At 41.8% G+C, this 25,416-nt stretch carries 20 protein-coding genes, 1 tRNA gene and 1 other RNA gene; 9 read left to right on the top strand and 13 right to left on the bottom strand.

The features are described 5' to 3' along the window. Nucleotides 1-222 precede the first annotated feature (222 nt). Nucleotides 223-295, bottom strand: a tRNA-Lys gene (locus VK179_02730). A gap of 213 nt (nucleotides 296-508) precedes the next feature. Here VK179_02730 and VK179_02725 point away from each other — a divergent pair. Further along, nucleotides 509-1,609: a DUF6588 family protein gene (locus tag VK179_02725; protein HLO57625.1), complete on the top strand. Its 1,101-nt coding sequence runs from the start codon at nucleotides 509-511 to the stop codon at nucleotides 1,607-1,609. Between the two features lie 148 nt (nucleotides 1,610-1,757). Here VK179_02725 and VK179_02720 read toward each other — a convergent pair whose 3' ends face one another. Then, on the bottom strand, nucleotides 1,758-2,366 hold the full coding sequence (locus VK179_02720; protein HLO57624.1) for a hypothetical protein: 609 nt from the start codon (nucleotides 2,364-2,366) through the stop codon (nucleotides 1,758-1,760). Nucleotides 2,367-2,430: 64 nt separating this feature from the next. Here VK179_02720 and VK179_02715 point away from each other — a divergent pair, with 64 nt between their 5' ends. Further along, nucleotides 2,431-3,144, top strand: a complete 714-nt coding sequence (locus VK179_02715) for an SDR family oxidoreductase (GenBank protein HLO57623.1) — start codon at nucleotides 2,431-2,433, stop codon at nucleotides 3,142-3,144. Here the strand turns inward: VK179_02715 and buk are convergent, their stop codons facing one another. From buk to pta, 5 genes are read right to left on the bottom strand one after another with little or no spacing between them, the layout of a single operon-like run. Next, a complete protein-coding gene (gene buk, locus VK179_02710; protein ID HLO57622.1) occupies nucleotides 3,145-4,302 on the bottom strand; it encodes a butyrate kinase in 1,158 nt (385 codons plus the stop codon). Nucleotides 4,303-4,322: 20 nt separating this feature from the next. Beyond that, a complete protein-coding gene (locus VK179_02705; protein ID HLO57621.1) occupies nucleotides 4,323-5,222 on the bottom strand; it encodes a bifunctional enoyl-CoA hydratase/phosphate acetyltransferase in 900 nt (299 codons plus the stop codon). Nucleotides 5,223-5,226: 4 nt separating this feature from the next. Beyond that, nucleotides 5,227-6,441, bottom strand: a complete 1,215-nt coding sequence (locus VK179_02700; GenBank protein ID HLO57620.1) for an acetate kinase — start codon at nucleotides 6,439-6,441, stop codon at nucleotides 5,227-5,229. A gap of 27 nt (nucleotides 6,442-6,468) precedes the next feature. Beyond that, complete coding sequence (locus VK179_02695; protein HLO57619.1) at nucleotides 6,469-7,419, bottom strand: 3-hydroxyacyl-CoA dehydrogenase family protein; 951 nt, start codon at nucleotides 7,417-7,419, stop codon at nucleotides 6,469-6,471. Between the two features lie 22 nt (nucleotides 7,420-7,441). Then, nucleotides 7,442-8,446: a phosphate acetyltransferase gene (gene pta / locus VK179_02690; protein HLO57618.1), complete on the bottom strand. Its 1,005-nt coding sequence runs from the start codon at nucleotides 8,444-8,446 to the stop codon at nucleotides 7,442-7,444. A gap of 231 nt (nucleotides 8,447-8,677) precedes the next feature. On the opposite strand from pta, the gene VK179_02685 reads away from it, so the two are divergent. After that, on the top strand, nucleotides 8,678-11,620 hold the full coding sequence (locus VK179_02685; GenBank protein ID HLO57617.1) for an FAD-linked oxidase C-terminal domain-containing protein: 2,943 nt from the start codon (nucleotides 8,678-8,680) through the stop codon (nucleotides 11,618-11,620). A 3-nt stretch (nucleotides 11,621-11,623) separates the two neighbouring features. Here VK179_02685 and VK179_02680 read toward each other — a convergent pair whose 3' ends face one another. After that, the gene (locus VK179_02680) at nucleotides 11,624-12,268 is read right to left on the bottom strand and encodes a response regulator transcription factor (GenBank protein ID HLO57616.1); all 645 of its coding nucleotides are present in this window, start codon (nucleotides 12,266-12,268) and stop codon (nucleotides 11,624-11,626) included. Further along, on the bottom strand, nucleotides 12,255-13,226 hold the full coding sequence (locus VK179_02675; GenBank protein HLO57615.1) for an ATP-binding protein: 972 nt from the start codon (nucleotides 13,224-13,226) through the stop codon (nucleotides 12,255-12,257). The genes VK179_02680 and VK179_02675 overlap by 14 nt, the downstream gene beginning before the upstream one ends. 145 nt (nucleotides 13,227-13,371) lie before the next feature. On the opposite strand from VK179_02675, the gene VK179_02670 reads away from it, so the two are divergent. Continuing rightward, entirely contained in the window at nucleotides 13,372-13,758 is a 387-nt protein-coding gene (locus VK179_02670; protein ID HLO57614.1) for a hypothetical protein, read from the top strand. 3 nt (nucleotides 13,759-13,761) lie between these two features. Here the strand turns inward: VK179_02670 and VK179_02665 are convergent, their stop codons facing one another. After that, the gene (locus VK179_02665; protein HLO57613.1) at nucleotides 13,762-14,451 is read right to left on the bottom strand and encodes a hypothetical protein; all 690 of its coding nucleotides are present in this window, start codon (nucleotides 14,449-14,451) and stop codon (nucleotides 13,762-13,764) included. Between the two features lie 136 nt (nucleotides 14,452-14,587). On the opposite strand from VK179_02665, the gene VK179_02660 reads away from it, so the two are divergent. Further along, nucleotides 14,588-15,556, top strand: coding sequence for a hypothetical protein (locus VK179_02660; protein HLO57612.1), 969 nt, complete (start codon nucleotides 14,588-14,590; stop codon nucleotides 15,554-15,556). Here the strand turns inward: VK179_02660 and rlmN are convergent. Further along, entirely contained in the window at nucleotides 15,551-16,585 is a 1,035-nt protein-coding gene (gene rlmN / locus VK179_02655; GenBank protein HLO57611.1) for a 23S rRNA (adenine(2503)-C(2))-methyltransferase RlmN, read from the bottom strand. The genes VK179_02660 and rlmN overlap by 6 nt on opposite strands. Before the next feature lie 8 nt (nucleotides 16,586-16,593). Then, nucleotides 16,594-19,182: a T9SS type A sorting domain-containing protein gene (locus VK179_02650; protein ID HLO57610.1), complete on the bottom strand. Its 2,589-nt coding sequence runs from the start codon at nucleotides 19,180-19,182 to the stop codon at nucleotides 16,594-16,596. A gap of 170 nt (nucleotides 19,183-19,352) precedes the next feature. Here VK179_02650 and VK179_02645 point away from each other — a divergent pair, with 170 nt between their 5' ends. Continuing rightward, on the top strand, nucleotides 19,353-20,396 hold the full coding sequence (locus VK179_02645; GenBank protein ID HLO57609.1) for a low specificity L-threonine aldolase: 1,044 nt from the start codon (nucleotides 19,353-19,355) through the stop codon (nucleotides 20,394-20,396). 33 nt (nucleotides 20,397-20,429) lie between these two features. Here the strand turns inward: VK179_02645 and VK179_02640 are convergent, their stop codons facing one another. Next, nucleotides 20,430-21,665, bottom strand: a complete 1,236-nt coding sequence (locus VK179_02640) for an S-adenosylmethionine:tRNA ribosyltransferase-isomerase (protein ID HLO57608.1) — start codon at nucleotides 21,663-21,665, stop codon at nucleotides 20,430-20,432. A gap of 52 nt (nucleotides 21,666-21,717) precedes the next feature. Here VK179_02640 and VK179_02635 point away from each other — a divergent pair, with 52 nt between their 5' ends. The 3 genes from VK179_02635 (at nucleotide 21,718) to VK179_02625 (ending at nucleotide 25,311) form a co-directional block, all read left to right on the top strand. Further along, nucleotides 21,718-22,773, top strand: coding sequence for a DUF2027 domain-containing protein (locus VK179_02635; protein ID HLO57607.1), 1,056 nt, complete (start codon nucleotides 21,718-21,720; stop codon nucleotides 22,771-22,773). Then, nucleotides 22,770-23,106, top strand: an RNA gene (gene rnpB / locus VK179_02630) — RNase P RNA component class A. Before VK179_02635 ends, rnpB begins: the two co-directional genes overlap by 4 nt. A gap of 75 nt (nucleotides 23,107-23,181) precedes the next feature. Then, nucleotides 23,182-25,311: a tetratricopeptide repeat protein gene (locus VK179_02625; protein HLO57606.1), complete on the top strand. Its 2,130-nt coding sequence runs from the start codon at nucleotides 23,182-23,184 to the stop codon at nucleotides 25,309-25,311. Nucleotides 25,312-25,416: the final 105 nt, after the last annotated feature.

Here is a 25,416-nt window from a genome sequence, read left to right as displayed (position 1 = left end):
TACTGCGTGATCCGCTTTTAGGGGGCTTTGCACAAAAGAATTGATGACCAGGGTAGGGGCTGGGATTACTGCGTGATCCGCTTTTAGGGGGCTTTGCACAAAAGAATACAGGCCGCAGCTATCGCTGCTTACTTTTTTATTATATAAAACCCTACACAAGCGAGCTTGGCAGGGTTTTATATAATAAAAAAGCCCGCCAGGGGCGGGACCTGTATTCTTTTGTGATCCAGCTGGGATTCGAACCCAGGACCCCATCCTTAAAAGGGATGTGCTCTACCTACTGAGCTACTAGATCTAAACACCCTTTAAACAAAGCGTTTCTAATAATCTGCCGTTTTGTTTTAAAGAGTTGCAAATATACTATCTAATTTTTAACAAGAAAAAAAAATCGGTTTTATTTTATAAACAGTATCTAATTACCGGTATATGAAATATTTTAACAGTTTTGGCAGTAACCATAATCTGTTTTGACCGTAAAAACGACTAACGAAACTAAAACTTGAGCAAAATGAAAAAATTTCAAAAACCAGCGTGGTTACTGGTAATTGTCCTTGCTTCAGTCATAATTACCCCAACCTTTGCCCAGATTGAAGAAATCGGAAACCTGGTCGCCGGAGGAACAATGGATGCAAAAACCCTGCTGCAGCCATATATAACTCCCGCTATTAATGGCTTCGGGGCTGCACTTAGCGGTGGATGGTATAACACGGCAGAGCCTCATAAATTAGGAGGATTTGACATCACCTTTACCGGAAACGTAGCATTTATCCCAAGTTCCGATAAGACATTTACTATTGATAATAATGCCCTGAATGTTTTGAAACTGGGACCATCTGAAAGTAATGTTTCCCAATCTGTTTCAGGTGATAATGAAAATGGGCCCATGCTTGTTTATAATGTTAAAGATGGAGATGGCAATGTCGTATATAGTGTGGATGCATTTAGAATGCCACAGGGACTTAATGTAGGTGTTGTGCCAGGCCCCATGATTCAGGCCGGTGTCGGTTTAATAAAAGGGACTGATGTTATGTTCCGATATTTTCCTGACATTCAAATGAAAGGAAATGAAATTGGCTTATGGGGCATCGGAGGAAGACATGATATTAAACAATGGATACCGGGTGTTAAAAGAATTCCGGTTTTCAAAATGTCGGTCATGTATGGCTATACAAAACTTCATACGTTTGTTTCCATGAACATCGATCCGGGTACTGTAAATGCTGAATCCCTTGAGGTGCGCGGTGAAAATAACTGGGAAGACCAGTATATGAAACTATGGGTAAAAAGCCATACAGCAAATCTTTTATTGGCAGCCGACTTAAAAGTTGTTACATTTTATGGAGGAATCGGTTGGGTTACAACAAAAACGAACCTGAAATTTGAAGGAAATTTCCCCATTATAACGGTCCCTGAAGGCGAATTTCAACCAGTCGTTATTTCGACCCCTAACCCTCTTTCAATGGAAATAAAAAACCAGGACGGAAGCATTACAAAACCCAGATTTAATGCAGGAATTCGGTTTAAACTTGCTGTTGTCACCATTCATTTTGATTACAGCTGGGCAAATTACAGTGTTTTGACAGGAGGGCTGGGAATTTCGTTCAGATAGTAAGCTGTTTAGAAGTTCAGAGGTTTAGAGTTTTAGAAAAGAATAGTTTAAAGAAGCCCTGTAAAAGCTACATATTTTAGCTTATACAGGGCTTCTGATTATAAATATTTCAACTCTGACAGGTCTTCGGACCCTGTCAGGCTAAAGATTAAAAGTTAAAGTTCAAAACGAATTTGAAAGTGGGATTATTCATATAATAAGGCGAGTACTTATTTTGCGTCACATCCCATAATACGAGAATCGATACGCCGAATCGCTCACCAAGAGGCTGATACATTCCCGGGCCAAGCAATATATTGTCAATCCAAATCCGGTTGTTATACTTATCCCATCTCTCAACATTTACAACTTCATTTTCGGCATGCACCATCAGATCTCCGATTCCAAATCTGTTCCCTCTTTCGGCCCCTTTATAAAAAGTAAACGAACCAAAAATCTTTCCTCCATAAATTGAAGTCTCCCATTTATAGTAATTATTAAACTGATCATAAAGTTTCTGTCTTTCATATATATAAATGGGTCCCAGTCCGGCCTTAAACCTGTCGGTAAATCGGTAACCGATGTCAGGTGCCAGTTTGATATAAGTTATGCTTCCAAAGCTTAATCCAAAATCAATATCCGCGACTAACCTCTTACTAAAAGGAATCGTTTCCCTGTTCTCATTTTCATCAGGAATAACCCTTTCTTCTACCTGTGAGAAAGCTGTAAGTGAAAGCAAAATGAAACTGAAAATAAAAACCAGTTGTTTCTTGATCATAATCTTTTCTATATTTAGAAATAATAAAACGGCTAAAATTACAAATTCATATACACATCTGCACATGAATGTTATGATTACCGGGGCCAGCCGGGGTATAGGCTTTGAAACAGTTAAATATTTTGCCCGACAGCCCGATATGAATGTATTTGCGCTTTCACGCAATAAGGCCGCACTCGGCCGTCTGGCCACTGAATGCGCAGGACTGAATAAAACATCGGTGGTTCATCCGGTTGCCATTGATCTTGACCAATTTATAAATGACCCGGCCACCCTTAAAGGAAAAATACCTGCTTCAGGTTTTCACCTGGATATCCTCATAAACAATGCCGGATTTTTAATAAATAAACCATTTTCGGAAATTTCACTTGATGAGGCAGGGGAGATGTTTCGCATAAATTGCTATGCTCCGGCAATGCTTATCAGGTATTTCCTTCCGTACATGGGAATTAAATCAACCACTCATGTGGTGAATATCAGTAGCATGGGCGGATACCAGGGGAGTAAAAAATTTGCAGGACTATCGTGGTATAGTGCCTCCAAAGCAGCACTGGCCAATCTAACTGAATGCCTCGACGAGGAATTCGGTTCAAAAAATATTGTATTTAATTGTCTGGCACTGGGTTCGGTGCAGACTGAAATGCTTAGTGCGGCATTTCCCGGTTATAAAGCACCTTTGAAATCAAACGAAATGGCAGAGTTCGTTGGCCATTTTGCCCTTACTGCCCATAAGTTTATGCGGGGTAAAATAATTCCTGTTTCACTGACTAACCCGTGATTATTCATCCATGCTCTTCATCATTTCATCCTTCTCCTGGTCCCTGGGTTCCCAGCAGGGAAGCTGAACGTTCACCATGGTTGATTCATCATATTCCCTTGGCTTTATTTCCCCTTTGAGCACCATAAGCCCGTTCATGGCAAGGGCATGCATTTCATCTTCTCCTGGGTAAATCACTACCGGAGCTATGAAAGAAACCATTTTTTTGATGTACTCCACGACCATCGGATTGTGAGAAATACCGCCTGTAAGAATGATGGCGTCTACATCTCCGTGTAATACGGCACACATCGAGGCAATTTCTTTTCCGATCTGGTAAGACATGGCATCCTGTATGAGCCTTGCTTTATCATCACCATCCTGTGCGAGCAATTCAACTTCATAAGCACTGTTGGTACCCATATAAGCCACATAACCGCCTTCACCGGTTATCATTTTTTTAATCTGTTCCAGGTTATATTTCCCGCTGAAGCATAGTTTGGCAAGTGCTCCGGATGGCAAAGTTCCCGAGCGTTCAGGTGAAAAAGGACCTTCCCCGTCAAGCGCCTGGTTTACATCGATCACTTTTCCTTTCCTGTGTGCGCCTACTGAAATACCCCCGCCTAAATGGGCAATTACAATATTGAGCTCTTCGTATTTACGGTTCATAAGCCGTGAATACGCCCGGGCAGTTGCCTTCTGATTCAACGCATGAAAAATGGAATACCGCTGAAACATCGGGTGACCGGCAATCCTTGCCACATCCTGCAATTCGTCAACAACGACAGGGTCAGCTATAAATGCCCTGCATTTCGGAAGGTCCTTTGCTATATCATAAGCAATAAGACCTCCAAGGTTGCTGGCATGTTCGCCCATGACACCTTCGAGCAAATCCTGCCGAAGCCTCTCATTTACATAATACACGCCCGATTCAATCGGCCTTACCAGTCCGCCTCGACCGACAATGACCTCAATCATGTCAATATTCAGTTGAGATGCCCTGAGTTCATCAAGAACAATTGATTTTCTGAATTCATACTGGTCACTGATCCTTTTGTACTGTTTTAGTTGCTGTGGATCGTGTATGATACTTTTCAGGAAGATTGGCTTCGCATTGTGGTATACAGCAATCTTTGTGGATGTTGATCCGGGGTTGATGGCCAGTATTTTATGATTCATAGCAGATAGATTCTATAAATTTAAGATAAAGCAACTGCCAGGGCAATGGACAAAAATTTACTCCTGTCTTCGTCAGCCCTAGAGGTAAGAACAACCGGAACGGCAGCTCCTGCCACAACGGCTGCACAAACTGCACCTCCGAGAAAATTAAGTGATTTATACAGTATGTTTCCCGAATTAAGATCCGGAACCAGCAGTACGTCGGCATGTCCGGCCACATCTGATGTCAATCCTTTATGATGTGCCGCTTCTTCGGATACGGCATTGTCAAGTGCAAGCGGACCCTCAACTATACATCCTTCGATCTGGCTTTGTTTTTGCATACCCGTAAGGATCTCCGCATGAACGGTTGCCTCCATTTTTGGATTCACAGTTTCCACAGCCGCCAGAACAGCCACGAGTGGTTTTTCGATACCGATCTTATGGCAGACGGAAACGGCATTCCTGATTATCGCTGCTTTCTCATTTACATTTGGTGCAATGTTCAATGCAGCGTCAGTAACACAAATCACTTTCGGGTAATACTTCGATTGAAAGAAGGCTACATGGCTCAGGAGCATTCCCTTCAGTAATCCTTTTTCTTTATCAAGAATGGCTTTAACCAGCATTCCGGTCGTCACTATACCTTTCATGAGGATATCTCCATTGCCCTGCCTTATTAACTGAACAGCCAACTGGCAGGCCAGGTTTTTGTCGGGTTCATGCAGGATCTGAAATGAAGAGGAATCCAGACCGATTGCCTTCAAAATGGAAATAATTTCATCCCTGTTGCCAACTAAAACGGGCTCTACCAGTTTTTTTTCAACGGCTGCTTTCACAGCCAGCAATACATCCTCATCCTGAGCGGCAGCAACAACAAGTCTTTTTCGGCCTTTTTTTTCAGCCTGCTCCAGCAACTGCTCAAGATTTTTCAAAATCATAATCTTATTTCTTCTTCTGTTCGCCGATGATCCTTACTGTGTCTTCAGCAATAACAAGCTCTTCATTTGTAGGAACAACCATAATCGTAACCTTTGATGAATCCTTACTGATAACGGCTTCTTTTGACCTGAGGCCATTATTCTTTGAAAGGTCAAGCTCCATGCCCAGGAATTCCATATCCTCGCAAACCGCTTCACGGGTCTCGGGACCGTTTTCACCAATACCTCCGGCTAAAACAACAATATCCACACCGCCCATTGCTGCAGCAAATGCACCGATATATTTCTTTACCCTGTAATGATACATGTCGAGCCCCAGAATAGCTCTTTCGTTCTTATCCTTGAAAGCAGCATCCTCAATTTCGCGCATATCCGATGAAATACCTGTAATTCCCAGCATACCGCTTTGTTTATTAACAAGGGTACCAATCTGGGATATACCTATTTCCTCTTTATCCATTATATAAGTCATTACACCTATATCCAGGTCCCCGGAGCGGGTACCCATAATCAGTCCTTCTACAGGAGTGAAACCCATCGATGTATCAACCGATTCTCCGTATTTCACTGCAGCCATCGAAGCCCCGTTTCCAAGGTGAATGGTTATGATACGCTGCTTTTTGATATCTACATTCAGAATCTCACAGGCACGTTTGCTTATATAATAATGACTCGTGCCATGATACCCGTATTTCCTGATGCCGTATTTTTTATAAAGCGAATAAGGGATGGCATACATGAACGCTTTTTTAGGAAGCGTCTGGTGAAAAGCGGTATCGAAAACACCTACCTGCGGTTTCCCGGGCATCAGGAGTTTAATGGCATACACTCCTTTTAAGTTGGCCGGATTATGTAACGGAGCAAGGTCAATGTACTTTTCAACAGCTGCCTGAACTTCATCATCGATGAGAACGCTCTTGTTGAATTTTTCACCTCCGTTTACCACCCTGTGTCCAACGGCATCAATTTCATCCAGGCTTTTAATGCAACCATGCTTTTTGCTTGTAATGATTCCCAGGATATATTCAATACCACCCTGGTGATCGAGGATTTCGCCGTCGAATCTCACTTTGTCGCCATTTTCTTTTTCAAGCTTAACGAACGAACCCTTTAAACCTACTTTTTCAGCAACCCCCTTCGCCATGATTGTTTTCTTATTCATGTCGAAAAGCTGGAACTTTATTGAGGAGCTGCCACAGTTTAAAACCAATACCTTCATGCTGTTTATTTATTGAGATCTGAAATATTAACCAATTTTTTTACCGGATGCATCATAGCTGTAAAAACCCTTACCGGTAGCCCGTCCGTATTGATGAGCCCGTACATGACGCTTAAGAATAGGTGAGGCCTTATATTTGATATCGCCGAATTCGCCGTATAAATTATCCATCCAGCGCTCAACCTTATCAAGACCAATCTTATCGGCAAGTTCAAAAGGTCCCATTGACAGACCCAGTCCGTTTCTCATTGTATCATCAATATCGGAAAGATTACCAACGCCTTCCATCATAATCTCACAGGCTTCATTTACCATGGTAACAAAAAGCCTTATGCTTATAAGCCCGGGGGATTCCTGAACCTGCACCATGGTTTTGCCGATCATTGTGATGAACTTGCTCACCTTATCAAACACTTCATCAGATGTATACAGGCTTCTGACTACCTCGGCCATTTTTGCCCCGGGTGCGCTTGTGATGAAATGAAGGCTTACACATCTTTCCTTATGTTCGAGATCGGATGAAAGCTCTGTAATGGCTATCGTGGTTGAATTCGTTGCAATTATTGTATCGGGTGATACGTACTTTTCAATGTTCTTGAAAACCTCTTTCCGGCATGTAACCCGTTGTTCACGGATTTTCGACCGGATGACCTCGATAACAAGGTCACAGCCCTTCAGATTTTCATAACCCACATATCCGCTAATTCTTGATAAGATGGCTCTTTTTTCGCTGGGTGTCATTCCCCACCGGCCAATCATGTTATCAAGCTCCTCTTCCATCATCCTGAAGGCGAGGCTGACCTTTTCTTCCGAAAGCTCAATAAAAACTACTTCAAGCTCTTTCTGACTGATCATCAATGCAATGCTCTGTCCCACTGATCCGCATCCTACAATTCCAACCTTTGAGAAAAGTGTGCGTGACGGTGCCTTTTGCCTGAGCCCGAAATTCTCAATTGATTCAACAATAAGTTCTGCCATATCTGATTTTGAAATAATATTTTTACTTTGAATCGATTGCCTGATTAGCCGTAATAGCTATCAGATCAACAATATCACCTACTGAACAACCTCTCGAAAGGTCGTTTATCGGGGCAGCCATACCCTGAAGCACGGGGCCAATGGCTTCAGCGTGGCCAAGCCGCTGAACAAGCTTATAACAGATATTTCCTGTTTCGAGAGTGGGGAATATCAGTACATTGGCCTTACCGGCTATTTCGCTTCCCGGGGCCTTTTTTAAACCTACAGATTCCACAATGGCCGCATCTGCCTGTAGTTCACCGTCAATCTTAAGTGACGGATTCATCTGCTTTGCAATGGCTGTGGCACTTATAACTTTATCAACCATTTCATGTTTGGCACTGCCTTTTGTTGAGAAGCTCAGCATGGCGACACGGGGTTCTATCTGAGCAATTGCCCTTGTTGTTTTGGCAGTGGCAACAGCAATTTCAGCAAGTTCTTTATCAGTGGGGTTCGGATGTACGGCACAATCGGCAAAAACCATAAGACCGTTCTCACCATAGTTTTTGTCCTGCAAAAACATAAGAAACGCACCGGACACAACACTGATTCCCGGAAGGGTTTTAACATACTGAAAAGCAGGACGCAACACATCACCGGTTGCATTGTCAGCGCCGGCTACTTCACCGTCTGCATCGCCGTATTTAATCATTACTGTTGCCAGGTACAAAGGATTCTTCAGTAACTGTAATGCTTCGTCCTTTGTTAATCCCTTTGACTTGCGTAACTCGACCATCATGTTGGCATATGCCTCAATCTTCTCGTAACGGTCTGCATCGATAATAGTTGCCTTATCCAGGTTGACAAGATTATACTTTTTGGAACTTGCCTGAATGGATTCCCGTGTCCCAATTAAAATAATGTCTGCTATTCCGTTTCCGAGAATCTCGTCAGCGGCTTTGAGGGTCCTTTCTTCATAACTTTCAGGTAAAACGATCCGTTGTTTATTCTTTTTGGCGTTTTCCTTTATTTGATCTATAAGCTTCATATATAATCAGTTATTATTGTATTCAACCGGTCAGACTAAAGTTAACTAAAAATCGTGATTTTGCAGCAAAGGAAAGATATTTTGTTGCATCCTACAAAATTAGCGGCAAGATATTGTTATTTTTTTATCAGTACTTTGACAAATGTCAATATGTTCCGATTACCGGCACATTAAAATTGAATTGTATTTCATTAGTTTTGTATTTTTAACGCATAAAAAGAACGGTTTACAATGGCTACTTTAAGCAAAAATCTCAGCGCTTTCGGAAAAGATATTAAAGGTGACCTTTACACCGATACAAAATACAGACTGTTATATGCAACCGATGCCTCTGCTTATCGTGAAATGCCCCTGGCTGTTGCCAGACCTGCAAACGACGAAGACATCAGAAAACTGATCCTGTTTGCTGCAGAAAACAGAACCACCCTGATCCCAAGAACAGCCGGAACCTCACTGGCAGGACAGGTGGTAGGAAACGGCATAGTTGTAGATGTTTCGAGATATTTCAATGAAATAAGGGAAATTAACAAAAGTGAATCGTGGGTCAGGCTTCAACCCGGCATTGTGCTTGATGAACTGAACCTCAAACTTCAATCCGATAATCTTTTTTTCGGACCTGAAACATCCACTTCCAATCGATGCATGATCGGGGGTATGGTAGGCAACAACGCCTGCGGAGCTCATTCACTGATTTATGGCAGTACAAGGGATCACCTGCTTGAAGTAAGAGGTTTCCTGAGTAATGGTGAAGAAGTGGTGTTCAATTCAATGAATGACGCGGCTTTTAACCAGCATCTTTCAGGTAAGCGACTTGAAAATGATCTGTACCGTAATATTCATGATATATTAAGCAACCCGAAAAATCAAACTGAAATCATTAATGGCTACCCCGATCCGCTTATAAAACGCAGAAACACGGGTTATGCCCTTGACCTGTTACTTCAATGCAGTCCCTTTACCACGGGTGGCCCGGATTTTAACTTCTCCAGGCTCATTGCCGGTTCTGAAGGAACGCTTCTTTTTGTTACCGAAATCAAACTGAATCTTATTCCTGCACCTCCCAAAACTAAGGGATTGCTTTGTGTGCATTTCAATACACTTGAAGAAGCACTCGAAGCCAACCTGGTTTGCCTGAAACACAACCCGGGTGCGATTGAGTTAATGGACAGTACCATACTCGAATGCACGAAATCAAACATATCGCAAAGAAAGAACAGGTTTTTTGTACAGGGCGATCCGGGTGCTATCCTTATTGTTGAATGGGCCAGGCCAACCCTTGATGAAATAAAACAGCATGCGGCAGCCCTGGAGGCTGAATTGAAGAAGGCAGGCCTGGGTTATCATTTCCCGCTTATTACCGGTGATGATATAAATAAGGTTTGGGCTCTTAGAAAATCGGGCCTTGGTGTGCTTTCCAATATCCCGGGGGATGCCAAGCCGGTGTCTCTTGTTGAAGATACTGCTGTTCGGCCTGATTCACTTCCCGGCTATATCCGCGATATGAAGGGATTGCTTTCCAAGTACGGCCTCAGCTGTGTTTATCATGCTCATGCCGCCACCGGGGAATTGCATATGCGCCCTGTAATCGATCTGAAAGATCCGAAGGGAGTTGAAATGTTCCGCAAAGTTGCATCCGATGTAGCCCACCTGGTTAAAAAATACAGGGGCTCTTTAAGCGGTGAACATGGCGACGGAAGACTGAGGGGTGAATTTATCCCTGTAATCGTCGGACAATCGAATTTTGAACTGATGAAGCAGGTTAAGAAAACCTGGGATCCGAATGGCGTTTTCAACAAGGGTAAAATTACCGACACTCCGAAAATGGATTCTTTCCTTCGGACAAGAGATGTTGCCAAAAGCGCCGTACATTTCAAAACATTTTTTGACCATTCATCCACGCTTGGATTTGTCCGTCATGTAGAACAGTGCAATGGATCCGGGGATTGCCGTAAATCACATTTAATGGGCGGTACAATGTGTCCAAGTTACATGGCCACACGTGATGAGGATACCACCACAAGAGCAAGAGCCAATGCACTTAGGGAATACCTGCTTAATCCTTCATCCGACAATAAGATGTCTCTCGGCGCTGTGTATGACGTTCTTGATCTCTGTCTTTCATGCAAGGGCTGCAAATCAGAATGTCCTTCCAATGTGGACATGGCAAAACTGAAGGCAGAATTCCTTCAGCATTACCACGACAAACGGGGCATATCACTTACAACCTGGATGATTGCCAACATCGCCAGGATTCATAAAATAAACAGCAACTTTCCCTGGCTCTATAACAGCCTGTTGAAAAGCAATCTTATCAGCGGCATGGTGAAAGGAGTTCTCGGATTTTCAGCGAAACGCACTGTTCCGCTCTTGTCGCCAAAGAGTTTTGAACATTGGCTGAAGGAAAACAACTATCTGAAAAACGGAGTGACACCGGCCGAGGGGAGTCCTGAATTATACCTGTTCATGGATGAGTTCACCAATTACCTCGATGCGGAAATCGGCATGGCTGCAATTAAACTGCTGAAAAAGCTTAATTACAGGGTGAACGTATTATCATCAAGGGAAAGCGGAAGAACATTTCTATCAAAGGGACTTTTAAGGAAAGCCCGACGTATTGCGGAATATAATATAGATGTTTACAGTAAGGTCATTGATCCGGGTCATGTCCTGGTAGGTATTGAGCCTTCTGCAATTCTTGCATTCCGCGATGAGTATCCTGAACTTGTCAGGGAAAACTACAGGAGCAGGGCACGACAGGTAGCATCCAACTGCTACACGTTGGATGAATTCATTTCGCGTGAATTTGAAGCAGGAAGAATTGACCGGTCCTTATTTACATCAGAGAAACAGCATATTAAACTGCACGGACATTGCCAGCAAAAAGCAATTGCCACAACGGCGACATTGAAAACAATGCTGACTATTCCTGAAAATTACAGTGTGGAAGAGATCAAGTCGGGTTGTTGCGGTATGGCAGGCGCCTTTGGCTATGAAAAGAAACACTATGATGTTTCAATGAAAATAGGGGAGCTTGTTTTGTTCCCTGCTGTCAGAAATGCGGAACCCGGTACACTGATCTGCGCATCAGGAACCAGTTGCCGCCAGCAAATTATTGATGGTACGGGGACTGAAGCACTGCATCCGGCTGAGATTTTGTACAGAGCTTTGAAATAATGATCAGATCTCAATCATTTTATGCTTGATCGCATAAATGACCAGACTTGCTGTGTTCCTTGTTTCAGTTTTTGTAAGAAGGCTTGCCCTGTGATGATCCACTGTTCTTTTGCTTATGAAAAGCTTCTCAGCGATTTCCTGGTTGGATAATCCTTTGCAGATAAGCTGAAGAACCTCAATTTCCCTGTCGGAAAGAGCAACAGTAGGTTCAGTTTGCGGGGCCTTTGATTTGAACCGGTTTACAAGCCTGTATAAAATCTCTTCCGTAAAATAATTATTGCCCTGTGCAGCCGTGGTTATGGCTCTTTTTACTTCGGAAAACTCGGAATTTTTTAGTAAAAATCCGCATACTCCCGCATCAATCATTTTCTGAAAATACTCTTCATCGCCATACATCGACAAAGCCATAATTTTTAAATCAGGATTGATTTCCAAAGCCTTTGCAGTTGCTTCAATGCCGTTTACCTTAGGCATTTCTATGTCCATAAGAACAAGGTCAGGCGAACAGTTCCTGATCATATTCAGAAAGATATCCCCGTCAGAAGCTTCCCACACTTCGCCGATTTCATCAAGATTTGATAATAACAGTTTCAGTCCCTCACGAAATAATTTATGATCATCTACAATCAGGATGTTAAGCTTTTGCATGCGGAGGATTTTTAGGTTTTGTTTTCAGGGTTATACTGGTCATCATGCCCCTGGGAAGGATCCTGCGGATCTCAATTTCACCGTTCAGCGCTTTGAGCCGTGAATGCATGTTTGAAATTCCCATTCCATTAATATTACCATTACCGGAATCATCCGGGTCAAATCCGACACCGTCATCAAAATACTGCACGATGAGTTTGCTTTCATGGTAATGGATCAATAAAGATACATTACAGGCACTGGCGTGTTTAATTGTATTGTGAATAAGTTCGCAAATGATCCTGTATAAATTCGTCTCTACAGGAGTTTCAAACCGGAAGTCCTCAATGTTATTACTGAAGCTGATATCAATTTTTCCCAGGTGTTTGAAATTTTCAGCAAATGCATTTACAGCGCTGGCTAACCCGAAACTGTCAAGGATATGCGGGCTCAGGCTGTTCGACGTAAGCTTTAAGGAAGTAATTGACTCGTTGATCAGGTTACTGATATTATCAACAACCGTCTGGTTGAAAGGTGTCATTTGCGATTTATCAAGCGCCGACACGGACATTTTAATATTCGACAGCAAAGGCCCTATGCCGTCGTGTAAGTCCTTCGCCAACTGCCTTCTTTCTTTTTCCTCAGTCTGCATAATCGCCTGGAGGACCTTGTTTTCCGAATCACGCCTGAATTCGTCAATTCTTTTTAAAAACTTGAACAACCTCCTTATAAAGATCACACCAAGGAGCAATAATACGGCAATGGCAATTTCAAGCAGGCGATCGATAAGATACAGTTCCGTCTGAAGATCCTTATAATAAAAAGGAACAAGATCCAGAATTCCTCTCACAGCAATCAGCAGAAAGGCAACTGAAATAAGAACCCAACTGATGTTAAACTTCGTATAACGAGTCAGGCTTAACGCATAAATTGCAGCAAGTAATTGAAAGACAATAGAAATTATGACCGCCACCTTCATAAGTCTGAATCTTAGTCAGCATACAAATGTAATTAAAAATGCGAGCTGAAAATGAGATACATTGGTACAAAGGAACATCAAATAACACGGCAGTATTTCAATATTTATTTATAATTTTGATTAATCCCACATAATTAAACCTATCATGGTGCAGGAAAAACCTTACAACATTCATTATGACTATCACGAAAAATACCTGTTTGCATTAGTTTCAGGTGAAAAAGACTCACTTGAAGTTTCACTGATGTTCTGGCAGGATATTTTCGACGAATGTGAAGCAAAAAAGTACAAGAGAATACTTATCAATGAGAATTTTAAAAATGATATCTCAGCTATTGATATGTATATTCTTGGTGAAAAACTAATTGAACTTGCTCCAAAAAACATTTCGGTTGCTTTTGTGGATGAACAAATTCAACAGCTCGAAATGAATAAATTCACTGAAACGGTTGTATATAACCGCGGAGGCAAAGGTAAGGCTTTCGCTAAGAACGACGAGGCAATCAAATGGCTGCTTGAGCAGGAGGACTAACGTTCACAGGTTTTCTGCACATGCAATTTCTACAGGTCCGGAATCCCTGTTCTTTCCGGATTCTTTTTTATTTTTAATAAGGTAAGATATGGATATATACCATACCTGGGTCTTTTTGAAACGGGTATAGTCATTGTATATGTCCTTTCCTTTATATTCATGATTCAGAAAATCATTAAGGTAATATTTTGCTTTAAGCTGAATGCCGCCGGGAAACTGAATTCCTGCAAATACCGAAGGGACGAAGGAAGGGGTACGCCGGCTGAACCAGCTTGAAAACTTATACTTTCCGCCATCCCGGAAAGTTTTTTGCTTGAAATTGATCATCCATTCGTATTCAGCACCTCCGAAAAAATACACATCTTTCCTGAAAGATCCTGCTTTAAGTGCTAGTGGAACTCCCAGGTTGTAGGACCTGTATTTCGTTTTCACATCATTTTCATCCGTGATGAAACCTACATTTCGCAATCCAATACCAGAAAATAACCCGAAATTGTTGGTGATATCCAGATGCAGATACTCTCCAAAATGGAATGCCGTTGTAAAACGTAACCGGCTGTTGATATTGTCATGTTCAGTTTGAATCTCCGAAAACTGAAACATCATCTCGCCACCTGAAAGAGAATAAATTTTCTGTGCGTTTACAACCGCGAAATTCAGTAATAAAAACGAAATTAAAATGGAATATTTCATATTGAAATGTGTGTGATAGTAAAAGTAATCATTTTAACTTTTCAGTCGGTACCACGTATACAACATCGAACCCGACAAGTTTAACAATTTAAATCGATAATCAGAAAGTATGTTCATTGTCAGATATTTTTGTTTCATGGGTCTATTCCTGATGTTCCTGGTTTCAGGCATAGCTCAGAGTCCTTCAGTCATGTTCACTAAGGAGCTTAATATTAAGTTTGACGGTATCGAAATAAAAAAGCTGGAGAGAGCGGCAAAATTGGTTAATGATGCGCAGCTTATGTTACAGCAGGCCAATGATATGTATGATAAGCTTACTGAGAAGGAAAAGAATGACCGTTTTTCCGATGCCTATAAAGCTTCACTCAAAAAATTGTATGAAAGCTCAGAAACCTCAAAGGAAGCCTGTGAGATTGTATTTACCGTATTTAAGTATAAGAACGATGCTTTCTGGCAGAAAATGAGCCGCAACAATCACAGGGCATCCGGCATGGACAAGGCCAGGTACTATGCAGGCAGTGCGCTTAAAAATTACAACCGTTCTCTTATCAGGCGTACACAGGTTCAGGAGAGTGATCTTTATGAATATTCGCGGGAAATCATGGAAGACGCGCTTGAAGGTGAAATGCTCGCAGTGCGTGATCAGGGAAGATCGCTTCAGATTTGCATGGATTACCCGGTTGAATATAATTATGGTTGGGATGATGACAAATCATTGGAAGAGATTGTAAAACTCATGAAGAATCCCATCATTCACGAACCGGCCAAGGATATATTTGCAACTGTCGATAAAACAGCTCCTGTTGACTCTTCTTTGCTGAAAAAGGTTTTCTTTAAAGTACAGATTGCAGCCCACACACAGCCCTTGAGCCAGGAATACCTCAACCTTTTTTACAAGGGATCTCTTCCTATTGATCTGATCTATGAGGAAAATTGGTATAAGTACTCTGTAGGTATCTATAATACATTTGAAGAAGCTGAAGCCACCCGGATCGAAATGAATATCAAAAAAGCATTCGTTGTAGCTTATTGTGAAGGTAAAAAAATTCCTGTTAAAGAAGCTGCCGAACTGGTTAAGAAAAAGAAGGAAGCAGGAGTATTATAGATTTTCAGCCGCCTGGTGACTGGTGGACAACATGCCGCATGCAGCAAAAATGTCTTTTCCCCTTGATGCCCGTATTGTTGTAAGGATACCCTTTTCATTAAGCCTCTCTTTAAACCATTGTATTGTATTTTCATCCGAAGCTTCAAACGGGGCATCGGGAATGGAATGATACCGGATCAGGTTGATCCTGCACCTGAGACCGTTCAATAACCGGGTCAAACCATTTATATGGCGTGCCGTGTCATTTATACCTTTAAACATAATGTATTCGAAAGAAATTCGCCTTTGCCGGTCAAAAGTCTTTCTTTTCAGGGTATCAATTACCCTGGTTACAGGAAATATCTTCTGAACCGGCATCAGTTGCTGTCTTTCTTCGTCAAAAGGAGAATGAAGACTAATTGCAATATGACATTTGCTGTTATCAATAACCTGTTCAAGACCGGGTATAATACCAATTGTTGAAACGGTTATTCGTGAAGGACTCAATCCCAGGCCATAGGATGATGTCATAATTTCAAGGCTTTTCAGCAGGTTTTCAGTATTGGCAAGGGGTTCGCCCATACCCATAAAAACGTAATTCGATAACTGTTCTCTTTCGGGCAATGCCATAACCTGGTTAAGGATATCACCCGGAGTCAGGTTCCCCTGGAATCCCTGTCTTGCAGTCATGCAAAAGGCACAACCCATTTTGCAGCCAATCTGCGATGAAAGACAAAGTGTCGCCCGGTCCGGTTCCGGTATAAATACAGCTTCAACAAATTTTCTTGACTTTACTTCAAACAGGTATTTTTTTGTACCGTCAGATGACAACTGGTGTTTTGCAGGTGGCTTAAGTCCGATATAATACTTTGAACCCAGGTGTTCACGAACAACCTTGGGAAGATTGGTCATTTCTTCGATAGAAGAAACACCTTTTTTATATAACCAGTCTGTTATTTGTTTTACAGCATATCCGGGAAGATTGCCTGCTTCTGTGATCTCTTTGATTTCCCCGATTGTTTTCCCGAATAAATTCTCCTTTTCCGACATCCTTTAGGTTACTTTTTAGCTATCCTTGTAATAAACTGTTCACCTCCCACAGTTATTGCGGCAATATAAATTCCGGGTTGCCATGCTGAGGTATTCAATGTAATACCATTTGTATTCACACTCTTATGTTCATCCTGAATACAGGCTCCGGAAGTGTTATAAACAACAACCCTGGCTTCGTGTTCAGTCCAGCGGCTGTTTTGTATGTAAACCATATCCGATGCCGGTTGTGGATATACTATTGTCACTTCTGAAGATACCTGTTCACTTGCTGTGGGTAAGACTGATGTCAGTGTTACAGTAAAAAGATCTTCAAGTCCGCCACCACTTCCGTCAACCTGAACCCAGTATGTCTTACCGGGAACAACTGTTGCTGAAGTGAGCATTGGTCTATAATCCGAATCGCTCCTGTCATCACTTGCCCCAATGAGGGTATAATTTCCGTTCAATATAGCTGCTGCTGAATCTGCTGCATAAAGTGCCAGCTCATTATCAAAACCTGATGATGAAATTGTCACTCTTCCTGTGGTTCCGGCGATAAATTTAAACCACACACTGTTCTCAACAATATTTTCACCGTTGCCGTATTCATCACACCATGACTTCTGCGATACGCAATCCGTATGAGGTGGTATGGGTTCATTAGACTGCACCGAGGCGCATATGTTATCAAAACTTTCACTTTTGCCGTAAATGAGCAAAGCAGCGTTCTCTATATCATCATTATCGGGTTTGATCAGTTTATAACTGAGAACCTGTGAATTAAGGCATGAAGCCTGTTGACCGGTTACTCGGAACTCAACAATATAATCTGAACTTGCCTTAAATTCGGGTTTCCTTTTTAAAACGGTGGATTTACCGTTTGAATTCGTGAATTCCACCTTGTCCAGACTGTTATTTTCAACAGTCCATGTATAAGCATCAGCGCCTTCAGCCGATAATTGAATACTGTTGAAGTCACAATCGCAGATATTCCCTGATTGACTGGCCTTAACAGTAACATTTATTGAATCGCCTGAAGTTATGTCAAGGGATTCCTCTGAAAGAACCGAGTCATTGCGACTAAGATTAAGTGTTACATTGTACACGGTATCCTGCAGAAATTCTATTATCGGATGTTCTGAAGATTCTGAAGTACTCTCCACAAAATTAAAGGTAGCCGGTGTAATTTTCCATTGCCGATCATATGGTTCAAATACAGAATGATCATCAAGTTGTATGGGAGTGTTATGACAAACCTGTTCAAATTCCGATGTAAAAAAGGCATCCGGGATATTTTCTGACGGGTAATACCCGTTAATTGCCAGGATACCGCTGCTGTCAGGATCGAGGTAATGTGAAACGGCAAGAAACCCCGTTGCTTTATGCGAATAACTGTAACTGAATTTACCATAGTACGCCTGAATATCATCACCGCCGTGTAACTGGCCAATGATCTGATGTTTCTTATTAAATAGCGGAGATCCTGATGATCCCTGGCTCGTGCTTCCTTCATCGAATCCAATAACCCAGTGGCTCAGCCGGGGTGAACGGCTGTCGTCATCCCATGTAACAGAAATATCATTCGAAATAATGCTGTCATAATCGAGTGATATTTTTTTAGTGTTTCCATATGGAACATGAATTGCTGTTACGCTGTCCGTTGGATTATCCCTGGCATCCCACCCGGCATAATAAGGCTGATACTCGGCTGTAGGAATTTCGTTAAGCCTGACAAGGGTAAAATCGGATGGCTGATAGGTATATAATAAGGATGCACCTGAAAGGCTTGGAGAATTTAGCTGTGTACCGTTGCAACCCGCTATCTCGTAATTATAATAAGTAACTAGTGTGGATGCTTCGTCCTGGGTAGTCATGCAATGATTGGCAGTAATAAAATAAGGCATTCCATCGTTGCGTGTATTGTTAATCAGACCTCCTGAGCAGGTTACCTGGTACTGCCCTGAACGGAAAGACATCTTGGCCACCGAATGTTTATCGAGCTGGACATTCTTTCCAATCGGGCAATTAATGTTAATGAATCCTGAAGTTCCGCTCTCTGATTGGAGCACATCCCCAAAGGCCTGTCCAATTGACCCTATCACCAATTTTCCTTCAAATTCTGTCTGTTGAGGTTCGAAATATTCAATTGTGACATTATTGCCTTCAAAATCAGCCAACATCAAAACCGAACCGGGTTGCATGTTCTTTTTGGTGAACGCACCCTTTATATTTTGATTCCGGTTATTGTAAATAAAAAGTGAAGCTCCTTCAGGAATCACATATTTCGAAAAGTAAACCTGAAGTGACCTGGCATTGGGACTGCTGATTTCTAACCTCCAGATTGTTCCATGTCCTGTAATGATATCTTTTTTACCAGCTGATTTTACATCCAGCAGGGTGTCGGTAAAAATACCGTAAGGTACAGGTTCAGTCTGAGCTGCATTATTACTGGTAAGAGTTTCCATATCCAGCGCCTTCAGACTTACAGAAGGGATTTCTGTGCTTTTAAGCACAGACATTTTGAAAGAATAGGGTTTTCCTCCTTCGGATTTCTGTGCAAGCAACAGGGATGGAACAGAAATAAGGATAAATAAAAGAAAAATGGGTTTGCTCATTTTGCGGCTGTTTGCGTATTTAAACAAGTCTTCTAAACTATAGAAAAATATGGAATTAAAGTAATTATGTACGACAAAAGTAATAAACCGCACAATAATCTTTATGTTTACATTTACTGGTACAGCTTTACGTAATTTTTTCTATTTTTCCGTCCATATTTCTGAACACAATGAATGATACACCATCCCGCGGATTTGCAAGTGATAATAATGCCGGAATCCACCCACTTCTGCTCGAATCCATAGCCAATGCAAACAAAGGACATGTAGTGGCATACGGTGATGATATTTATACAACCGAAGCCGTAAATGCCCTGAAAAAACATTTTGGTGAGAAAATTGAAGCATATTTTGTGCTAACAGGAACCGGAGCAAACGTTCTCAGCCTGACATCGCTTACGCGGTCGTTTAATGCGGTTATTTGCGCTGAAACAGCCCACATCAACACTGATGAATGCGGGGCACCGGAAAAATTCACAAACTGTAAGCTCATTGCCATTCCCACTCCGGATGGAAAATTAACACCAGCCCTTGTCCGCCCTAAACTTATTGGTTTCGGGTTTGAGCACCATGTTCAGTGCAAGGTGATTTCGATCAGTCAGCCTACTGAAATGGGAACTGTTTATTCACCTGGGGAAATAAAAGAATTATCAGCGCTGGCATTAGAATTTGGCATGTTTCTCCACATGGACGGAGCCCGCCTGGCCAATGCCGCTGTGACTCTTGATTTGCCATTTTCCGGTTTCACTTCCGAAGCCGGAGTTGATGTCCTTTCTTTCGGAGGTACAAAAAACGGAATGATGTCGGGCGAATCGGTCATTTTCTTTAATGGTGAACTGGCGGCTGACTTCAAATATAACAGGAAACAGAGTATGCAGCTGGTTTCAAAAATGAGGTTTATTGGTGCACAATTCAGTACATATCTTAATACCGGGCTTTGGAAAGATAATGCATCCCATGCAAACCGGATGGCCAGGCTACTTGCTGAAAAGGTGAAATCGTTTCAACAGGTAAAAATCACCCAGAAGGTGGAAGCAAACGCTGTATTTGCAATAATTCCGCCGGAAATCACTGAAAAACTGCAGAAAAAGTACTTCTTTTATGTTTGGGATGAACATACAAATGAAGTTCGGTGGATGACTTCATTTGATACCACTGTTGAAGACATTGAAGGATTCGTCTTATATCTCCGCCAACTCCTTGGAGGTTATTAGTTACAGTCTACTGTCTTCATTAAAGTCTTTATTCTACAGCCTGCTGAACAGGAGCGAACTATCACCGTAACTCAGAAAACGAAAGTTGTGATCAAGGGCGTAATGGTAAATGTCTTCCCATGATCTACCTAAAAAAGCCGCCACCAATAATAAAAGCGTACTGCCCGGCTGATGAAAATTCGTAACGATCAGGTTGGTCATCCTGAACCGGTAACCGGGTACAATGATCATACGGGTTGAAACCACCGTTTTTTCGATGTGCTTAATCTGAAACCATTCATATAAAGCAGTGAAGGCTTCTTTAATTGTGACATCCTGGGGAAGAGCATAAGGTTCCCATTGATCAAGGTCAGGGAGATTTTCGGAATTCAAATTATTCATCAGCTTAACGCCGATCCAGTAAAGACTTTCAAGTGTTCTTACCGATGTGGTTCCAACACAACCCACAGGATGATTGATTTGCTGAATTTGCTGAACAACCGGAAGGGTTATTTCAAAAAGCTCCGGATGCATTTCATGATCCGCGATTGTATTTGATTTAACAGGTTGAAATGTGCCGGCACCTACATGCAGGGTAATTTCATGGCATGAAATGCTTTTTTCTCTTAACTTGGAAAACACCCGGTCAGTGAAATGCAAACCGGCGGTTGGTGCAGCGACTGAACCTTCGCGGCTGGAATAAATCGTCTGGTAACGCTCTTTATCCAGTGGTCGCAGTTGCCTTTTAATATAAGGTGGCAGGGGTATTGCACCCGCCATATACAGAATCTCTGCAAAACTAACCTTGTCGGAATTCCATGTAAATCGTATTTCAGCTACGTTACCCTGCATCGTGACCTTTTCAGCATTAAGTATCAACTGAAAATTATTGTTCTGAATTTTTAATTCAAGTGAGGGACTTTTAAACTTTTTCGTATTCCCGATCAAGCAAATCCAACTGCAGCCGCTGTGTGAAGAAAGCGACAGGGCATAATCAGAAGGCTCTGCCGGTTTCAGACAGAATAGTTCAATGGAGGCTCCTGTAGATTTTGTGAAGATCAATCGGGCCGGTATTACTTTTGAATTATTAAAAAATAAATGAGTTCCCGGCGGAATATGAGTATCAATATTAAAAAATATATCTTCACATATTTCACCATCCTTATTGAAAACCAGGAGTTTGGAATGATCCCTTTCATCAGTCGGGAAAAGTGCAATCCTGCTTTCAGGCAGGTCATACTGAAATTCCTTAAGATTAATATGTTCAAATCCCTGCAATGTTTCAGACATAGTGCCCGCAAAAATAGTTATTTTTGCCTTTCATTACAGAAAGCAGGCAACCATGAAGTTTAAACCAGGTGACAAAGTAAGTTTCCTAAATGATACCGGGGGAGGCACAATTAACCGGATCGATGAGAATGGCAGAATTATTGTTCTAACCGGGGACGGTTTTGAAATACCTGTAAGTGCAAAAGAGCTCGTGCCAGCCCGGAATTTCAATTATACCGAAAGGGAGGAAGAAGAGGAACCGGAGAAGCCTTTGAAAAAGTTAATTCCGGCTGAACCTAAACCTATCCGCCAGGCAGTTGAAATCAAACCACAGATTCCGGTTAATGTATCATTTGATTCTGTTACCAAACTTTGGATTGGTTTTATTGCTGAAAATAACGGGCCGGTATTTAACAGCAATATCGCCTGCTACCTTATTAATGATTCTCCTTATATGCTTTATTATTTTGCAGGTAAGAAAGAGGGCGGGTCGATGTATTTTGTAAGCTCCGGAACTATTGAACCTGACACAAAAACATACCTGGCTTCGTTTGATCAGACATTGCTGAGCAAAATCAGTCACCTGCATATACAAATTCTGTTTGTCAGCAAAGGCAGGTATATACGGAAAAGTCCCGTTGATAAATTACTTGATCTTAACCTGATTAATTTCAGTAAGGAAAGTTATTATCGCGAAAACGACTATTTCGAAGAAAAGGCCGTCCTCTTTGGAATATCAGATAAAGAGGAAACGATCGGTGAGGTACAAATTGATGTTCCTGAAGAGATCATTCAGGAGAAACTCAAAGTTGATAGTCCTGCAAAACCTAAGAAAAAAGAGTCTCAGCCGGATACCCTTGAGATCGATCTCCATTATGAAGGAGGAAATCTTAACCCTGGTGCCATTCTTGCCCTTCAAATGAGCAGGTTTCATTCGGGAATTGAAGAAGCGATAAGTAAAAATCTGAAGCGGATTGTCTTTATTCACGGGTTGGGACAGGGGACACTCAAAATGCAAATCCGTAAAGAAATTCAGGAAAAGTATCCTAACTTTATTTACCAGGATGCTTCGTTTAAAGAATATGGATTTGGAGCCACGATGGTTCATCTGATACTGGATAAAAAGTAGCCGACCGCTCTGTCGCTTTTCCATTTAATTGGAAGGGAGGAAAGTCCGGACAACACAGAGCACCGCACTTCCGAAAGGGAAGATGTTCGCGAGGGCATAGTAGCGGAGAAGAAAATAACCGCTCCGGTTAATCCGGAGTAAGGGTGAGAAGGCAGGGTAAGAGCCTGCCAGTTATGGTGGCAACATCATAAGCTGTCTGCCTTGCGGGTTGAAAGATCATGTATACCGGTGCTAAGGACTGCTCGTCCGATACCGGGGGGTAGATCGACCAGATAAATGACAGGGGCCCGGTTTTACCGGGAACAGAATCCGGCTTACAGGTCAGCTGCTTTTTTCCGGGATCAGTTATTAAGTTCAAATTATAACCCTTTTGACTGTATTTCGTATTCAGTTCAGTCCATGACTGATATGAATAAGTTAAAGCAACGATTCTCCGGTTTTATTCTTTTATTTGGCTTGATATTTCTGCCATTATCAAGGGGATGGACTATTAATGACAAGTCGGGTGAACGTTCCATCCTTGCCAGCGAAAAGCAAAAGATCGAAAACCTCATTAAAAAGGCTACTTTTTATTCCCGTGCAAACAATGACACCTGTCTGGTATTTGCCGAAGAAGCATACAGGCTTGCCCAGGCCAACAATGCACCGGAACTGCAGGCAGAAGCTCTTGAAATTTCCGCCGGTTATTATTATGACAATGAAGAGTACCAGAATTCAATAAAAGATATTGAAAAACTGCTCTATTTATATGACCAGACGGGTGATTCACTAAGGAAAGGGTATACTTATAATTTATACGGCAATGCCTGTTATAACACGGGTATTTATGATCTTGCCTTCCGCTCATACTACCAGGCAACAAGAATTGCACTTAATTATAAAGACAACGAGTTACTGGCAAGGGCTTATCAGAACACGGGTGTATTGTATGACGAGCTTAAAAGGGGTTCCGATGCAATGATTTATTATGGGAAAGCCCTTGATTTATACCGCATATTAAAAGACAAGGACGGAGAAGCGTCAATTAACCAGAATATAGGGATCATCCTTGCAGATCAGAAAAAATACAGGGAAGCTCTCGGTTATTATTTGTCGGCTTTGAAATCCTACCAGGAACTTAACGATACCATTTCAATGGCCGAAATGTACCTGAACCTGGGTACTTCTTATGAAGAACAGGGTGACTTTCCGAGGAGTCTGCAGGATTATAACAAGGCCCTGAACTTTTCGCTTAAAAAGAATTATAAATACGGAATTGCATACAGTTTTTACAGTATTGGCAGCGTTTACAGGAAAACCGGGGATTACCAGCTTGCCCTTGAAAATCTTCAAAAAAGCCTCCGGATATCTAAGATGATCTCTCTTGCTGAAAATGAGAGTGATTGTCATTTTGAACTCTCCAAGGTATTTAATAGCCTTGGAGATTACCGGACTGCTTATGAAGAGCTCAACGAATATCATATTCTGAATGATTCTATTTATAGTCAAAAAGTTCAGGATAATATTGCCGAAGTTGAATTGCGGCTGAAAATGGAAATGAAGGATAAGGAAATCGAAGATCTCAGGAATCAAAGACAGGAGGCTGTAAAAGATATGATTCGCCGGACAATAGGGATGTTTTCAATCATCACCCTTACCCTGATTATTTTTGGCGTAAGCTTTTATTACAGTCGTATCCTTAAAAAAGCAAATATCAGGCTCACTGAAGAGGTGGATGAAAGGATCAGGGCAGAGAAGGAACTTATCAGCATTAAGGAGAATCTTGAGGAACGGGTTATTGAACGCACCCGCGAGCTCGAAAAGGCAAAACTCAGGGCTGAAGAATCTGACAGGTTAAAGTCAGCCTTTATCGCCAATATGAGTCATGAAATCCGAACCCCGCTAAATGCTATAACAGGTTTTTCCGGTCTTTTATTGAGGGATGATATTACCCCGGAAAAGAGAAAAGAATATAATGATCACGTAATAAAAAATAACAAGGTACTTGTCAATATGATTGAGGACCTGATTGACACTTCCAAAATTGAATCAGGCAATCTTCAGTTGCATCCTTCGCTTATCAATATTCGCCAGTTCCTTTACAGGCTTAATGAACCCATTATCGACAATCTTTCACGCAAGAATAAGCCTTTTATACAGGTTCATCTGGATAATTTCGAGACTGAATCAGGCTCACTTGTTGCCGATCCTATCCGGCTGCAACAGGTTTTGTGGCATTTGCTTGACAATGCCGTAAAGTTTACCCGTGAAGGTGCAATTCACTACGGATGCATTCAAAATCATCAGAATGTGTTGTTTTATGTAAAGGATACCGGAATCGGCATACCTGAAGAATTCAAGGATATTGTTTTTGAGAAGTTCCGCCAGCTTGATGAATCGGCCAAAAGAAAATATGGTGGTACAGGCCTCGGATTGTATTATGCGCGAAAAATTGCGGAAATGATGGGCGGACAGCTCTGGTTTGAACCGAATGAACAGGGTGGATCGGTCTTCTTTTTTTCATTGCCTGCAATGACCCAAACCCCTGAAAACCTGTAGCAACAAAAAAAAAAGAAGCCTTCATTTGGTGAAGGCTTCGGTAAATATGAGTTAATCGTTAGGGTTAAAGTGTAGTAAAAGTATAAAAAATGTTAATAGTTCCAA

The organism is Bacteroidales bacterium, from assembly GCA_035299085.1.
Lineage (GTDB): Bacteria > Bacteroidota > Bacteroidia > Bacteroidales > UBA10428 > UBA5072.
Note: the sequence above shows the minus strand (reverse complement) of the source record. Positions and strands in the feature narration are given on the sequence as shown.